The 16,253-nt window shown below is 42.4% G+C and carries 12 protein-coding genes; all 12 read left to right on the forward strand.

All coding sequences use genetic code 11. The features are described 5' to 3' along the window. Positions 1–69 precede the first annotated feature (69 nt). The 12 genes from UYC_RS0100320 (at position 70) to UYC_RS0100375 (ending at position 16,248) form a co-directional block, all read left to right on the forward strand. Positions 70–390 (forward strand): hypothetical protein, encoded by a 321-nt coding sequence (locus tag UYC_RS0100320; protein ID WP_016877651.1) that lies wholly within the window; start codon positions 70–72, stop codon positions 388–390. Positions 391–427: 37 nt separating this feature from the next. Next, positions 428–3,310 carry a hypothetical protein gene (locus UYC_RS0100325; RefSeq protein ID WP_016877652.1) on the forward strand — a complete coding sequence of 961 codons (2,883 nt, stop codon included), beginning with the start codon at positions 428–430 and terminating at the stop codon, positions 3,308–3,310. 34 nt (positions 3,311–3,344) lie between these two features. Beyond that, on the forward strand, positions 3,345–4,091 hold the full coding sequence (locus UYC_RS0100330; protein ID WP_016877653.1) for a hypothetical protein: 747 nt from the start codon (positions 3,345–3,347) through the stop codon (positions 4,089–4,091). A gap of 58 nt (positions 4,092–4,149) precedes the next feature. Beyond that, positions 4,150–5,304 (forward strand): hypothetical protein, encoded by a 1,155-nt coding sequence (locus UYC_RS0100335; RefSeq protein WP_016877654.1) that lies wholly within the window; start codon positions 4,150–4,152, stop codon positions 5,302–5,304. 10 nt (positions 5,305–5,314) lie between these two features. Then, positions 5,315–6,097, forward strand: coding sequence for a hypothetical protein (locus UYC_RS0100340; protein ID WP_016877655.1), 783 nt, complete (start codon positions 5,315–5,317; stop codon positions 6,095–6,097). Positions 6,098–6,119: 22 nt separating this feature from the next. Next, a complete protein-coding gene (locus UYC_RS0100345) occupies positions 6,120–7,994 on the forward strand; it encodes a TrbI/VirB10 family protein (RefSeq protein WP_016877656.1) in 1,875 nt (624 codons plus the stop codon). Then, positions 7,991–8,815 carry a hypothetical protein gene (locus tag UYC_RS0100350; protein WP_016877657.1) on the forward strand — a complete coding sequence of 275 codons (825 nt, stop codon included), beginning with the start codon at positions 7,991–7,993 and terminating at the stop codon, positions 8,813–8,815. Before UYC_RS0100345 ends, UYC_RS0100350 begins: the two co-directional genes overlap by 4 nt. A 2-nt stretch (positions 8,816–8,817) precedes the next feature. After that, positions 8,818–10,296, forward strand: a complete 1,479-nt coding sequence (locus UYC_RS0100355; RefSeq protein ID WP_016877658.1) for a hypothetical protein — start codon at positions 8,818–8,820, stop codon at positions 10,294–10,296. Between the two features lie 103 nt (positions 10,297–10,399). After that, on the forward strand, positions 10,400–12,169 hold the full coding sequence (locus tag UYC_RS0100360) for a type IV secretory system conjugative DNA transfer family protein (protein ID WP_026087765.1): 1,770 nt from the start codon (positions 10,400–10,402) through the stop codon (positions 12,167–12,169). 47 nt (positions 12,170–12,216) lie between these two features. Next, positions 12,217–14,379 (forward strand): hypothetical protein, encoded by a 2,163-nt coding sequence (locus UYC_RS0100365; RefSeq protein ID WP_016877661.1) that lies wholly within the window; start codon positions 12,217–12,219, stop codon positions 14,377–14,379. A gap of 155 nt (positions 14,380–14,534) precedes the next feature. Continuing rightward, a complete protein-coding gene (locus UYC_RS0100370; protein WP_016877662.1) occupies positions 14,535–15,449 on the forward strand; it encodes a hypothetical protein in 915 nt (304 codons plus the stop codon). 73 nt (positions 15,450–15,522) lie between these two features. Beyond that, complete coding sequence (locus UYC_RS0100375) at positions 15,523–16,248, forward strand: hypothetical protein (RefSeq protein ID WP_235181595.1); 726 nt, start codon at positions 15,523–15,525, stop codon at positions 16,246–16,248. Positions 16,249–16,253: the final 5 nt, after the last annotated feature.

The following is a 16,253-nucleotide window of genomic DNA, read 5'->3' on the forward strand; positions in this document are numbered from 1 at the left end:
ACGAGTGGCACTTTTTTGAAGTGTGCCACTCATTTTAAATTCAAAAACTGACTTTTGCCCTTCGTAATCATGACAAGAGTTCGGGAATTTCGTACCGTTAACCGTGTATTGGGAAACCAACCACGCCTCGGGCCATTCCCTGCCGACCAAGTTGTTCCTTGGAGTGCGATCGCCCTCATCTCCTACATGGTAGTCAAAGGCTTTATGCAACAGTCTTGGCTTGCAACAGGAATAGTAAGCGCTTGGGGATGGGCAACCTGGTGGACAGCATCTTCCAATAAAGCCTTTTTCGGTAAGTTTATCGGTACACCCCGCATCGTTCGGGGATACAAACCCTTCGTATCGCTAGTTAATCCCCCCCAACCAGAACCAAGAAAAAAACGCAAATAATCTTTCTCTCTTAAGAAATATTAACGCTTAGATAGCTATGATTTCGAGTAAAGAAAAGCCAACTAAAAATAAAGAAAAAATTGGCAGAAAATCCCTCAATACCGAACAACTGGGAGTAGTCAAAAACCTCACTCCGTTTGAAGACATCACTCACTTGGCCGGAATTGCAAGCATCTCACTTGCTGGTCGTAAAGATATCGGTGCGTTAATTCTTAAAAAGAAAGAAGATATTCAAGTTCGCTTCTGTTTCGACATTCAGGGAATTCACCCATCCCTACCCGAAGAACAAATTGTACCTATATTCGAGAACATCGAAGGAGGACTCAAAGAATTACCGGAACGCGAAACCCTGACCATTCACATGGGTTCGTTCACTGATGATACAGCAAGACAGCAAGAACTAAGGAAAATTGAGTCATCATGCAACCTCGAACAGCTAACCCTTCTAATTAGGTCAGAACGCCTGCGTGCAAGAGAACTCACGCAAGCAGGGGTACGCAAGAACAAATTTCTCCGCTTCTGGTGTACTTACACAGTACTTGCAACCGAGGATACTAAAAGTAACGACCCTATCGAAAAAGCTATTAAGCAACTGCAAACCTACTGGCAACAATTTACTGGAGAGATTCATTCAGTTAGACACCAACGTATCGAAACTATCCTCCGCGATAGCTTCACATCCGGGTTCCAAATGTGGGAGCAAATTATCGCTAACACAATGGGTCTATCAACAAAAGTACTTACAGCAGGTGACATTTGGGAAGTTATTTGGAAACAGTTTAACCACTCAGAACCAATCTCCATCCCCAACCCTATTATCCTCAATGACGAGGGACTTAGAGAAGAACAAACCAGCGACTTCCACATCAGACACCTCGTACTGGAAAAGGAACAGTCTGTTCCTTTTGTTGATCGCGCTTGGGTAAAACTCCAAGACAAGTACATCGGCGTACTTCAGTTCAGCGAAAAACCGCAAGGCTGGATAGCTGAATACGACCAACTACGATATCTCTGGGAAGTCCTCTCTCGCGAAAAAATCTCCGACACCGAAATTATTTGCCAACTTAGCAAAGCCAACCAATCGCTTGCCAAAACAGCGGTTCAAAGAATAACTAAACAGTCAATTACATCATCCGCTATGTCTGCGGACAAAGGCAGCATCGATGTCAAAGCCAACATGAACATCGAAGAAGCTGTCAAAGCCCAAGAAACCATGCTCAGAGGGTCTATCCCCATCCACACCGCCCTTGTATTTTGTATCCATAGTCACACACGTCAACAACTAGACGAAGCTTGCAAATATCTTTCCAGTTGCTTCAAAAGACCTGCGGTAGTAGAACGAGAACTCGAATATGCATGGAAAACTTGGTTTCAAACTACTCCAATTATTTGGGAAAATCTACTTACCAAACCCATTAACCGCAGACTCCCCTACTTCTCATCTGAAGTACCCGGACTCATGCCCCTGGTACGTACAGCCACGGGTGATAAATCCGGATTTGAGCTAATCGCCTCAGAAGGAGGAACACCAGTCCACCTCGACTTGTACAACCAGCATAAAAACTTAGCTGTCTTCGGTACCACTAGGGCTGGTAAATCGGTACTAGTTGCCGGATTGCTTACACCAGCCCTTGCTCAGGGTATTCCCGTTATTGCCCTTGACTATCCCAAACCCGACGGTAGTTCGACATTTACAGATTACACGCAATTTTTTGGAGAAGAGGGTGCGTATTTTGACATTAGTAAAGAGGCAAACAACCTATTCGAGATTCCCGATTTAAGAGGGTATGAACCTGAAGTAATTAAAGAGCGAATGACCGATTTCAAGGAATTCTTGAAATCAACTTTAATAACAATGGTGCTGGGGACAAATCCCCTAGGGGTTAGTCCCATCATGATATCAAATATTGAAAGTGTAATTACCCTTAGTCTTGAGACTTTCTTCAATGACGACGATATCAAATTGCGGTACAAACTTGCACTTGAATCAGGAGTAGGCACGCAAGAATGGAATGATATCCCAACACTCCAAGACTTTTATAATTTTTGTTCTCCCGGTTATATCAAACTCGATTCAATTACTAATAATTCAACCGAAATATTAGGTGCACTCGACCAAGTTAGACTGCGATTAAAGTTCTGGCTAAATAACCGAGTTGGTCAATCTATCGCCCGTCCATCTAGCTTCAGAACTGATGCAAAGTTACTTGTATTTGCTTTACGTTCGTTATCATCAGAAGCTGATGCAGCAGTACTGGCACTATCAGCATATGCAGCTGCATTGAGAAGGGCATTATCAAGTCCAAAAAGTATCTTCTTCCTGGACGAAGCGCCGATTTTGTTCTCCTTTGAGTCAATTGCCGAGCTAATTGGTCGCCTGTGCGCTAATGGTGCAAAAGCTGGTATTAGAGTAATTTTATCGGCACAAGAACCTGAAAGTATCTACCAAAGTAAGTCTGCTCCCAAGATTTTTGCTAACCTCACAACTCGTCTTATTGGTCGGATTCAAACATCAGCAGTAGAGCCATTTATAGTAAGATTCAAATATCCCAATGAAATCATCTCTCGCAACAGCACGGAAGCATTTTTTCCCAAACAAGAAAGTATTTATTCGCAGTGGTTGCTCGACGACAACGGTAAACTTACCTTCTGTCGATATTACCCTGCTTATTGCTTACTTGCAGCAGTAGCAAACAACCCCAACGAGCAAGAATTACGTACCTTATATCTCAATAAATATAAAGATAATCCCATGTTGGGAATGGTGAAATTCTCCGAAGCATACGTGCAGATGATTCGTAAAGAAGAACCAACAGCAGAAACCAAAGAACTATTAAATTCAAATAATAAAAAACCAGTACTAAAAGTACAAACTCCAGAAGAAAAAACATTAGACGAAAACTCTAAACAAGTGGCTTAAATTAACTGCCACATCCATAACTAGTAAGTAAATTATGAAACAAAAATTAAAGCTCAAATCCAAGCAAGGATTAATTATTGGGTCGATAATTGGGATAATTACCCTGATTGGATCTGCACCTAGTTACGCATTCTCAATCGAAGATTTCTTTAATGAAATTTTGGGCGAACTCAATAGCTATTTTGAAGAAACTAAAAACGAACTCACCGCCGCAATAAATGAAAGTTGGGGTGGACTCAAAAATGAGGCTAAAACTGCTACTACTAACTCGACTGGCAGTATGGGTATGCCCGATCCAGTAAACTCAGCCGACAAGCTCAAAGAGCAACTCAAACAAAAGGGTTTCTGGAACGAAAGCAATACCGTTGAGGGTGCAGTATCGGCAGCAAACGAACTAGAGCGCGAAACCACCCGCGCCACAGTTGAAAGTGTCCTGGGAGAGCAAGGGCAGGAACGTACCAAAAAGGAAATTGAAGCAACCCAACAAACTGTAGCCGAGGCAAAAGAACTCGCGGAATCTGCACAAACAATGGATGCTTCACAAAACATCCTCAAGGTAATTGCAGCCCAAAACTCACAAATTGTTTCAATGTTGGGACAATCCCGTACTGACGGACTGCAAGCACGACACGATGCCCAGCAAACTAACCTGATGCTCAGTCAAATTGCTGAACAAAATGCTGCTGCAAGACAAAGAGAAAATGTAAATCTTGACGCGCTGTCCAGTCAATTAATGGAAATATCTGGTTACAGCAATCTTAGATCAACAGCGGTGGAATAACCTACAAATCATCTCTTAGTTTTTCTAAGAGATGGTTCAGATAAATGTTAAGAATACGATGAATTTAATTTTCTTCGGTTTTTTTTATTACAGTCCAGACGACTTTTTTGGACAAGACCTTTTAAAAACAGCCGCCAATGTTAGTGAAACGATTTCAGAAAGCTTTAATGAACTTTGGCAAGAAACTCTTGATGGCAATTTATATATCTCGATGTGTAATGTAGCTACTTTTTTCGCTCTTGCTACACTTATCTTTTTCATGGTAGAACTTGCCAAAAATTGGATTAATCAAGAAGACATGAAAGCCCTATCAAGTTGGATATGGCCCATCCTTGTGATCGGATTACTAGCTAGTAATGGTGCATTACTCAAAAGCGGAACACTTGCAATCCGAGGTTATATCAATATTATCAACAACGATGTACTTAAATTCACAGCAGCTGGCTCAAATCTAGAGGTAGCTTATAACCGAGCTGTTGGAAATATTTTATTAAAAGACCAAGTAGGAAAAGCAATGGAACGCTGCCGTTCTTTGCCAGGTACAACTGAAGACAAAATACAATGCTTTGACCAAGCAGAAAAAGAACTTAGAAAAACCGCACCCAATCTTTTTAAAGGAGATGCGCCTGGTTCCGGAAGCTGGGAATTCGGACCTCTAGCAGCTTTAGATGCAGCTAAAGATGCACTGTCAAGTCTAAATCCTGCTGAGATAGGGTCAAAATTAGCTTCAAGCATTACTGGCTACATTGGTGACCAAATCGTCTCTTTCGTCAGCGTTCTTTTACTCGGATTAAATGTAGCCTATCAGTGGGGAATCGAATTCACAATGCTGCTAACCGCTCTCCTTGCTCCACTAGCAGTAGGTGGTTCGCTACTCCCCTACGGTACTAAACCAATTTTCGCCTGGTTAACTGGCTATTTCTCAGTGGGAATGGCAAAACTCTGCTTTAACATCATGATCGGGCTGTGCGGACAATTAATCGCTACATCTGAATCCAGTCAGCCAATGATTTTTCTCCTATTTGTAGGTGTGTTTTCTCCCATACTTGCATCTGCATTAGCTGCTGGTGGCGGACTCGCAGTTTGGACAGGATTAGGCAAAGCAGCTGAATTTACAGTCGGAGTTGCCACACAAGTTGCTAGTGCTGCCGCAACGAGTGGTTCCTCAATTGCAATTAATGTATCTAAATCTATCGCCTCAAAAGGTAAATGATTAATCAATTATGGTTAAATCAAAAACAAAATCGCAACCGCTTCGCCTCCTCAGTTACGGTCAATCGACTTCAACACCAGTTGCGATCGCAACTGGTGTAGGTGCAGGAGCAGGCATACTTTCTCTTCTACTACAATTTATAGTTTTTGGAATAAGTTCTGGTACAAACCGTTATGTCAAAGGCATGACAGTTGTTCAACTCCAAGATGGTTCTATCTCCCCTGGAAGATTTGTCGGCCCCTACGAACGTGATGACGAAACTATTAAAAGATTTATCTCAGATAGCATGATTAAAATGTTCGGTTGGAACGGAATTATCGAAGCAACCGAAAATGGTGAAAACATCACCAAACAGGATAAAGGAATAGATATCCAGACAAAAAGAAATAACAGAAAAAAAATTCCAACTAGAGCCTGGGAAGCAGCATTTGCACTATCTGAAAATCAAGATTTTCGGGCAAATTTTATTAAAAAATTAGCAGAAATTGTTCCAAGTGGTGTATTTAACGGTGAAGTTCAAGTCTCACTCGTAACTCGCCATATCTCCGAACCCAGAAAAATTAAAGATGGAAGATGGGAAGTTGATTATATCGGTACGCTGGTAAGCTTTAATAGAAGCGAAAACCAAGGTAAAGGAATCGCCTTCAACAAAACAATTACTGTCGAGGCTATTGATACTCCCAAGTTGCCAGCCAAACCAACCGAATTTGATAAAAAAATTCATTTAGCTAGACGCTCAGGTCTGGAGATTACCCAAATCGTTGATTATAACCTCGGTAAAAAAGAAAAGTAATTAGTAATTACTCAATAAAAATATGTTGCAGTTACAAGACGACACTCCAAATCATCATAAATTTTCTTCTGTAGATAGTCTTCTACCAATTGATGAAGATAAAAAACCTGTAGAAGATGGAATAGCAAGTACGGAAGATGAGGTAGTTGACGAAGAGGAAATTGAAGCAGAAGACCCTGCATTAGTACAAACCAAACACGATTTTGTCACATCTCCCTGGTCAAGATTGGGTATCATCGGAGGTGCATTTGGAGTAGGTTTTATACTCATGTTTGTCGTTCTCAACGGGATGATAAACGGCGGTGGCAATAATGCTCAAAAACCAGAAGTAATCCCTACTTCCACTCCCACAGTTACCTCATCTGAAAAAGAAGAAGGGGATATTTACGCCAAACTCGCTCTCGCCAAACAGCAAGAAGAACTCGACGCGTTAAATGGTAAAAAAGGCGAGAAGGAAGACGAAGTGGAAGATATTGAGGAGGATAAATCTAAAGAAAAAGCGCGCCCTACTCGACAACAAAAGGTAGTTACAGGGCAAACTACCCCTACTTCCAGAAGGCACGTATATGGGAAACAAGACCCTGAACCAGTTGGGATAAGACGCACAAAAGCCGCTTCCCAACCAATACCATCTCTGCGTCCTAGCGCCCCTTTGCCAAAAAATCCTTCTCCTAAGAGTTCCAGCCTTGCTCCCAATCTACTGGCAAAAGTTACCAAACAAACAGCTAATGACAACCAAACCATTGCCAAAGACCCCCTCGCCGAGCTCGAACGCCTGCGTAGTCTAGGTTCGGTTGGTCGGGTTGAGTATACGTTAGCCAGCACTACTGTAAGCGAATCCACAAACACAACAGTAGAAGAAGTGAGTGCAACTGAAGAAACAGTAAGTCCAGCACAACAAAATACCAATCGCTCTCGTCGTCGCCGTAGCCGCCGCAGCGAGAATACCGAAACAGTTACCAATACCTCTAATCAAGTTGAAGAACTGCGCCCGCGTTGGCAACCTGTAAATACAAACGACAGTACTCCAGAATATACAAATACTAGTGACGGACAGAACAATCAAGCCGTGCCAGTTATTTATAGCTTCTCGGTAAAAGAGCCACAAATTAGCTTAGAACTTGACAAAGAAAAGACCGTAGAATCCAGTTTTGCTAGTAATAAAGAAAACAACTCCACTCAGCAAATCGAACAAGTTGCAAATAACTACCTGCCAGAAGAAGCACAGATACTCCAAGAAACACAACCGCAGTATTTAGTTGTCGGTTCGTTTGCAAGTGCAACCCTGGTAACTCCGCTCGTTATGCCCCAAACCAGTAATAACGCTCGTTCCCAAGAACAGACAAATACATTACGGTTTGTCGCCCGGTTGAACGAGCCGCTTTATAACAATACTGGTGAGATTGCCATTCCCGCAGGAACGCAGGTAACTATCGCTATGATTTCGGTTGATAGCACATCAGGCGTGCGTGCCGAAGTCGCGGCCATCCTCAAAGACGGCACAGAATATCCTCTATCACCTGGAACGATATCAGTTTTGGGAGAGGCAGGTTCACCCCTAATCGCCAGACCTCACGACGACAAGGGATCTGAAATTGCCAAATATGACGCCACCTTGGGGACAATAGCTGGTCTTGCCAAAGTAGGGGAAATTATCAACCAGCCGGATGAAGAAGTCACAGAAGATTTGCCTTTAGGTGGGACAAGAACCCGCAGCCGCAATAACAACAGCAACCTTGCAGCTGCCTTCCTTGAAGGTGCCTTTAGCAAACTTAGCGAAACAGTTAGCAAGCGGACAGAGCGTGCCACTGATGAAATCAACCGCCGTCCTAACGTCTGGTATGTACCTAAAAATACCAAAGTTACTATTAAAGTCGATAGGTCAATCAAACTGTGAAACTCAGATATATAGACAGCTTTAGTTTAATTACCCCCTGCGCGATCGCCTCTGTACTTACACTAAATCAAGTTGTACTGGCCAATACTATCCGTCAAGTTGCAGCGTCCCAGGTGTCAGGGGAAAATGCCAAATTGCAGACAGTTAAAGTCTGGCCCGGGCATGGGGTATCGATTTCATTTTACCGCACCGGAGAAACTATCAAGAAAATCTGGTTGGATGACCCCTCAAAGTTTGTTTTTGATGTAGATGGATGCTTGGAAGGGTTAGGCAGATGTTCTGGGAAGAGTACAGGGGCTGGATTTATACACATCCGCCGGATCGAGAAAGTCAAAATACCTGGTTTGCCACCAGCTTCCTACGGCGCACACATGACGGTAATCACCGAAGCTGGAGGAACGCGCAAATCTTATCATTTTCGGATAGTATCAGGCACTGGCGCACCACAGTACAGCCAAATTGAAATTATTGGCGATACAACACCAAACAAACCTGAACAGGTAGAACCAAAAGTTAGTTATCTCGCCCTATCTGACAGCAGGTATATCGCCAAAGGAATGCAAGTTGCACTTTATAAGCAGTGGATTACTGTGGATAGCAAACTTTGGAAGCGGCTGAATCAACTTGTTGAGTTACGTTCCCAAGGAGAGGAACTAGTCATCGCCGCCAGCAATGCCGGAGTATCAATGCAGTTGGTTGAAAAACTCATGTCGCTAGGAGGAAAACGCTTCATAGAAATGCCTCCTCTCAACGTCGATACAAATAATACCCAACTTGGACAACCTACATCGCCGAATCTAGTTGTTGAAAGCAAGAGATAACTATGGAAACCAGAGATTTCATAACAGACAACCAAATAATTAAAGTAATATATATTACAAACGAAGAAATAAACCAACAGAAAAACACCATCCAAGTAAATGATGAAATAGCCGCAATTGTCCCGGTACAAACAAAAGTAGCCAGCCAGCCGAAAAGCTTACCCAGCAAGGGATACCAATGGCGGGAACAAAAAATGAATACATGGCGGTATCTCATGGCTGCTGGGATGATAGCAGGACTCGTCCTGCACGGGTTAATCCGGTTTGGAGGTAATTACAATATCGGTAGTCTTCTATTTGGAGAGAAAGCTTTAGCCCAGACAGTTGCATCGAAGTATTCAAATTTGAATCATTCGGTTAATCTTACCAAACAAGCCAAAACCGCCAATAAACAACCTATCGCAGTTAAATACGTCAACGGTGCACCTACTCCTGATTGGAGTAATATCACGTTCAAAAATATGAAGTTTGGGGAAGGGGGTAGTGTTGAATTCCCCAATATCAACAATCCTGGGATGAAGGAAAGCCGCACCTGGAGTGCCGGACAAAGCCTTTCCGAAGTCATGGAATTAGGCGATTTTGAGGCAACTGAGTTCAATATTGAAGATTTCACGCTTGAAGACATCGCCAACATCACAGGTATTAAACTCAAAGACCTCAAACTATCTGACTTTGAGACACTAAAGTGGCAAACACTCGAAGACCTTGCTTTATCTATTCCTAATTTAGAAGATTTGGAAGTGGGAGCAATCCCACCAATTCAAGAACTAGTAACCAAAGTTACAGGCAACGCCGCAGATTACCAAACTGTTGGTGAGGTGTTAGACAACTATCCCGAACTGGGAGAAGCCGAACTCGGTAAGTATGTCAAACTCGATAAGTATAAGCTAACCAGCATCCCTGGCATTGAGGATGCACAGCTAAAAGACTTCACGAACTGGCAAAACACAACAATTGATCAGGTTCCAGGATTAGTTGATGTTCCGTTTGACCAGTTCCCCAATGTACCAATTCCCGATGTTAGCTTTATCGGCAAGGTAGACTTACCCCTCGGTTCGCTTGAAAGCGGACGCTGGAAATCAATAAGCGGTAGCTATCAAGCTGGGTTCAACGTTTCGTGCGAGAAAAGGTGTGGTCATATCGAAGTTTCGGGGAGTGATATAGTCGTTGGTGCACAGTGGATGTCTGGTAAAGACCAAAAGGTAAAAGGCGGGTTCGGCATTTTGGGGAACCTTAACGGCGGAAAAGAACCTACAGGAAGACATCCCTTCGGCAAATCATTCAAACAAGTCATTTGGGACATTAACGAGGCGGACGGCAGTATTAGCACCGCAATGTTCTTCCGTATCTGCAAGCGTGGATGGATTGATTTAGGCTGCTCGCCTTACTTCATTGGCCCCGTTCCCTTCTTCACCTATCGGGAAATAGATCCAATTATCCTTGGTACTCCCCTCAGCGTGCCCAAAAAAGTAACCCCCTAAGTTTCCTCAATCTCCTCAACACACCAATACGAAATACGAGGAAATATGCAATGAAAAAATCGCATATTTCTTCGATTTCCTTATGCAAAATTAACGCATATTAATTATGAATTACTTATTGGCAACAGCCAAAACTAAAACTGTTAGGGAAGTAAAGGCTGATAAAAAAAGCAGCAATCAAGACTTTAGTAAATATACAGATAAGCTAATCTCACCCCAAGGCTTGGTACTTGCAGGGGGAATTGGCTTATTGTTGCTTTTACAGCTTTTTAGTAATGGCAAAAAAGGCAAGCTTGCTACTAGCTATTGGGGTGGAGCAAAGGAAACCGCCCAAGCTAAGAAAAAAGCTCTCAAACAAATCACTTCTCCTAAATACGACAGTGCCAGCTTGTATATTGGAGTACATAGATATAAAGGTCAAAAACCACCAAAGGGGAGTGGGGGAGTCCCTGTTTATGTACCCGATGTCCAACGCGGGACTGCCGTAATTGGTGCACCTGGTAGCGGTAAATCTTTCTCAGCTATTAACCCGATGATTTACTCAGCAATTGACCAAGGTTTTGGTATTATTATATACGATTTTAAATACCCCAGTCAAGCCAAAATCGCCAGTTACGCTAAATCAAAGGGGTATGACGTACATATCTTCGCACCGGGATTTCCTGAATCGGAGGTATGTAACCCAATCGATTTTTTACGCGACAGTAGTGATGCTGAGACTGCACGGCAGTTAGCTACAGTTATCAACAAAAACTTCCGCCTGTTAGGAAATGCCTCTGAAGATGCATTCTTTGGCCCCGCCGGCGACCAGTTGACGCAGGCTATTTTAATGCTAACCAAAGAGTTTGGTGAGTACGCAGACATTATGACCGCAGCGGCTATCCTGTCGAGCGAAAAGATGGTCGAACGCCTAATGGCTGCTAGCCTTAACCCGTGGATACGGATAGCTTTTGGTCAATTATTTAGCTCGGCTGGCTCGGAAAAGACCATCGCCGGTATCGCAGGTACCGCTAGTTTAATGTTTACCCGCTTCATGGCGAAAAACACTCTCGGTTGCTTTATTGGTAAGACTACCTTGCCACTGGAGGTAGGCAAGAAGCAGATGATTATATTTGGGTTGGACAGGGAACGTAGAGATGCAGTGGGTCCTTTGATGACCTCTATTATGCATATGACCGTCGCCCGCAGTATCGCCAAAAAGCGGAAAGAAACTGGGCCGCTTGTGGTTTCTGTCGATGAACTGCCGTCAATTTTCTTACCAGACTTATTTAAGTGGCTCAACGAATCACGTTCTGAAGGATTCTGCGGTATCCTCGGTTGGCAAAACATGGGACAGTTAGAAAAAATCTATGGTAAGGAAATCGCCAAAGCTATCCTCGGTGCGTGCGGTACAAAGTTTGTGTTCAACCCAGGTGAAGAAGAATCCGCAAGGATTTTTAGTGCTTACCTTGGTGAAGAAGAAATTAAATATAAGCAGAAATCCCGGTCAATGGTCGGGGGGAAAACTAGTATTTCAATCTCCGACCAAGAGAAAACTCGGAAATTATTTGAGCCTGCTCAGTTTCTCAAGTTACCACCCGGTAAATGCGTATTTATTAACCCTGCTTATGATAATAGAAAAGAGGGTTCTGTACCCATATTAAAAAATATTAAAGTACCAAAATATATCATTGGACTGGAGGAAGAAAACAGCAAAAATTGGGACAAACTTATCAATAAGCTTGCTCGTAAAAGTACTCAAAAACGACCAACTCAAGAAGATTTAGATATTAGGATAAAAGAGGTAGATAAGCGTTTCCCGATTCCCCAAGCACCCGTACAAGCAGGAAATGCACCATTGCCTGTGGATAGCTATAAGGAATTTTTCTCATGATAAATACAAAACTTATCAGTATTTCTCGATAGATTACCAAAACCACCATGTTCGACACCCAGCAACAAAAAATAACAGATAACTATCTTCAAATAACCAGTACCACCAGCCAAGCAGCTTTAGATTTAGCCAAAATCCTGATTGAGACTTATAAAAAGATTAGGGAAATACTTAAAGAAAGAGAAGAAGCAGATAAAATCGCAATCACAATTGGTAAGGATACTTACAATCTGATCCCCGATGAATCTACCCCTGGAGCTTACAAATGGCAAAAAATAGACTTATGCGACCCTCAAAATCATCAAGTTATTACCCAAGGAGAAGGCGCACAAATAACAGATTTTCAAGCCCAAACTATTGCCATTCATCTAGTACAAGATGTACCAGATTTAGATGATAATCAACCTGGAGATTACGAAGCAGCTATTAAAATAACTGCCTATACCTCTTCAGGTAATAAAATTATCATTTATGAACAAGATGATGAAGGTAAATGTAGGACTAACTTAATTACAAAAAACCTTTCTCAAGATGAAATTATTGATGTAGCTTACGAACCAATAGTAAAGTTACTACCTGCTTCATCTGATATTGTCAAGAATTACCAAGATACTAAAGAATTTATAGAAGGTCAGGAAAGCGATTTACAATCTGAAACTAATGTAGATAACCAACCTTCAAATCTCGAAAATTCTGAGTCCACTGTATCAACTATACCCCCAGAAACAGTAGAAAATCAGCCAGGTAAAGTAGAAGAAAACCTCAAAGAATTTGTCAGCAGTAATCTTCAGGAAAAAGTAGAAAATAAAGAAAACTATACTTCAGAAGAAATACCAGTTACCAGTAATAAAAAGCTCGTTGAGGAAGAAGAGAAAAGCGCAATCGCAAAGCGCGCAACCCCCAAAAAGGAAAGTTTGGAGGAAGAGGAACAATATGCTGCCGAGTATACTTACCAACAGGTAGCAAAAACGCCAAGGGTAGAACCACAAGCGCAGCAGTGGGCACGCCAGGTAGAAGTACCTGTATACGAGATAAAAAACAAACAAGCCCAAAAAGAACGCTACAACGGCGAAAACAAAGATATCGCCAAAGCTGCAACCGAGATGCTAAAAAAATACGGCACCATTGAGCAGGATGGTTCCCGCATTTATAGAAGTGATGCCTTTGTAATTCGGCAAGAGGGAGACACTATTAACATTCACCGCCGCAGTGACGAACTTCACTCTTGGAAAAATTCACTCTTTGAGTTCAAACCCGGTAAGGGAAACAAAGAACCCAAATTTACCAAACACAATCAAGAAATGTTAGGCGTGGAACGCCAAGAATTCCTGATGGTAGGCGAACACCTGCAAGATAAGGGAACGCTACCCGATCTCAGTACTTCAGACATCCGAGATGTAGCTAACACCCTCGGCAGTCTCGCTCCCGTTGGCACTATCAAAACCCTAGAAGTGTTCAAACAAAACGAGATGTTGGACACTCTCAACAATACACTTTTGGCAGTGGGGAAAGATGAACTTACTGTAGGGGAATTTACCATTAAGCGCACCCGCGACCCCCAAGGCAAGAAAGCCAGCTTGCAATTGTTTAAAAAGACTGAGGAAAGGGGTACTCAGGAATTAGTCAAGTTCGAGTTAACCAAAACAGAGGAGGGGATAAAAAAAGAAGTCGCCAAGATGAATATCAGCGATTATGACATCAACCAGGTAAAGTTTATTGCCCAAAACGCCAGCAAACTCAATCTTGAACAGATATTCGAGGGCGGACAAACAGCACAAGTCCAACAACCCCCTGCCCAAGAACCCCAACAAATCCAAAGTGCAGGCGATATCCCTGTTAAAGTACATCCTTACATTGCTCAAGAGTGGGCAGAGATGACAAAAAAAGGAGGCCTTGCCTGGGGAGGGGTCCTCAACCAGGGTAATGAGGAAATCCTACAAAAGCTTAAAGACAACAATGGTAAGTTGCCGCTTGCAGACCAGCGGGAAATGTACCTCAAAATCATGACCCACAAAACAAACGAGGCACAAAGGCTTGGGGAAAGCACTATTGAGTTCACCCGCCTCAAATACATCATGCAGGACTTGCAACAATGGCGGGCTGAAGAAATCAAACAGCAGTTTACCCCCACCCAGGTTGTTAGCTTCCCTCAAAAGCAAACAGTCGCCGCTGCTACACCTCAAGGGAAATCCAAAGGAATAGAAATGTAAACTTCACCGCAGAAATCCCTTGGGAATTATAGGGTGTGAAAGCCCACCAGTGATGGGTTGAAATTCAACAAAACTTCATCCTAGTTAAAAGCAAAAAAATATAAATCACTACATGCGAGCTGACGCAGTTAGATCAAAAACAACTAGTTAGCCGTATGAGTTTAACTTCAGAATTAAAGAATAAAGAGTCACCCATCAGAAAGTGGTTTGATAAAAGGTTTAATACAGCAGTAGCAAGGATCATCACAAGCCACAATCAATTATTATTTCAACAGCAAATTATTCAACCAGCAGAGGGGACAGACTTCCCACTTACGGGAAATGCTGTAAGCAAAGCACTCAGCAAATACTTAGGACTAATTTACAACCAGAAAGACTGGTACAAGGGGTGCATACCACTTACAGGCGCACAACTGCTAAAAATAGAACACGCATTTGACTACTGTATTGCAGAGTCCAACTCCCTCGAAGAAGAAGCACTCAAGTGTATGATACTGAGTACATTAGAAAATTATGTTCGGACTAGAGAAATCCACGAAATACTCCAACCATTTCTCCAAGGAGAAAACCGTCTAAACCCAGAAGCTAAATATTTCAGCAAGTGGTTACCTACCATCCAAGATACAGCACAAATTATCGGCATATTACCCCATGCTTGGGAAACAGTTAAAAATCAAATAACTCCAGGTAAAATCATCTGCAATGGTTCATTTCCACTAAGCGAATTGATCGGAGGTGCAGACTATCAAATCTTAGTAGGAAATACCCTGGTTGATATTAGGACAACCGCAAAACGTCGTCCATTCACACTGGAAAACTTTTACCAACAAATTAGCTACTGTCTGCTTGATAGCGATGATATCTACAAAATTAACCAGCTTGTATGGTTCTACAGCCGCCAGCAGTCTGCATTTTGCTATCCAACTAGCAAGCTGTTTCGAGATATTAAAGCCACAAGAGAAGAGTTCAAGAAGATGATACTTGCCAATTATGGATATAACAGAAAGCTAGATTGTATCAAGCAAAAACTTTCTCTTCATCCCAATTTTCAACTGTATCTAGAACCCTAAAATTCTATGAAACCTGTATGCAAATACAGGTAATTTTTCTTTACTACCACAGCCAATACTCGCTTTTTTAATAGTGAGTAATTGGGTTAAAATGATGAAAGCAGGTTTTTACGCGGTGTTGGGAAAAAGAGATTATCTTAAGTTAAATAATAAGAAAGTGGGAATATGGGAACTAACTGAGTACCAGCCCACTGGATGGCTGTGTTCGCTAACAATAAAACCTGAAGTAATCCCCAAAAATAGTCCAATCATCCACGACTGTGGTGCATTTGGGTACCGGGAACAAGACTATCCCACCATCGATGGACAGTATGTTAACGCACATTATGCAGCCAACCGATATCGAGAGCGCAGCCGCCCTGGCGATATTGTAACTTGCCCCGATAATCTACTGCTTAGAAATATTGACTGGCGGCGGCAATATAATCTCCAACAGGCACAGACTTTTATCAAGATAGCGGAGGAAAAACTGCCCGGTAGAACACCCCTCGCCGTCATTCACGGACTCTCTCTCCAAGAGAAAATAGAGTATGGTGTTAAACTATACCAATTTGGTTATAAGCACTTCGGAATAGGAGGACTAGCACAGCAAGCGAAAGAGTATTCAACAAACCTGTACATTATAAAAACAATCGTTCAGAAGATACGTTCTCAGGGTAAAAGCATCCACTTCCACATTTTCGGACTCTGCTCGCCGCAATACGCCAAAACCTTTTTTGAGATGGGTATTAGCTTTGATGGCTCAACACACGCTAGAGAAACCTTTAGCAGCAACACAGTTCTATTCAACACTGACTAGATGTC

It is taken from the genome of Chlorogloeopsis fritschii PCC 6912 (assembly GCF_000317285.1).
In the GTDB taxonomy this organism is placed as follows: domain Bacteria; phylum Cyanobacteriota; class Cyanobacteriia; order Cyanobacteriales; family Nostocaceae; genus Chlorogloeopsis; species Chlorogloeopsis fritschii.

Excerpts from the sequence above, each read along its gene's own strand:
- UYC_RS0100340 (WP_016877655.1), top strand. The coding sequence starts at position 5,315 with ATGGTTAAATCAAAAACAAAATCGCAACCGCTTCGCCTCCTCAGTTAC.
- UYC_RS0100325 (WP_016877652.1), top strand. The coding sequence starts at position 428 with ATGATTTCGAGTAAAGAAAAGCCAACTAAAAATAAAGAAAAAATTGGC.
- UYC_RS0100345 (WP_016877656.1), top strand. The coding sequence starts at position 6,120 with ATGTTGCAGTTACAAGACGACACTCCAAATCATCATAAATTTTCTTCT.
- UYC_RS0100370 (WP_016877662.1), top strand. The coding sequence starts at position 14,535 with ATGAGTTTAACTTCAGAATTAAAGAATAAAGAGTCACCCATCAGAAAG.
- UYC_RS0100330 (WP_016877653.1), top strand. The coding sequence starts at position 3,345 with ATGAAACAAAAATTAAAGCTCAAATCCAAGCAAGGATTAATTATTGGG.
- UYC_RS0100335 (WP_016877654.1), top strand. The coding sequence starts at position 4,150 with ATGAATTTAATTTTCTTCGGTTTTTTTTATTACAGTCCAGACGACTTT.
- UYC_RS0100320 (WP_016877651.1), top strand. The coding sequence starts at position 70 with ATGACAAGAGTTCGGGAATTTCGTACCGTTAACCGTGTATTGGGAAAC.
- UYC_RS0100365 (WP_016877661.1), top strand. The coding sequence starts at position 12,217 with ATGTTCGACACCCAGCAACAAAAAATAACAGATAACTATCTTCAAATA.
- UYC_RS0100355 (WP_016877658.1), top strand. The coding sequence starts at position 8,818 with ATGGAAACCAGAGATTTCATAACAGACAACCAAATAATTAAAGTAATA.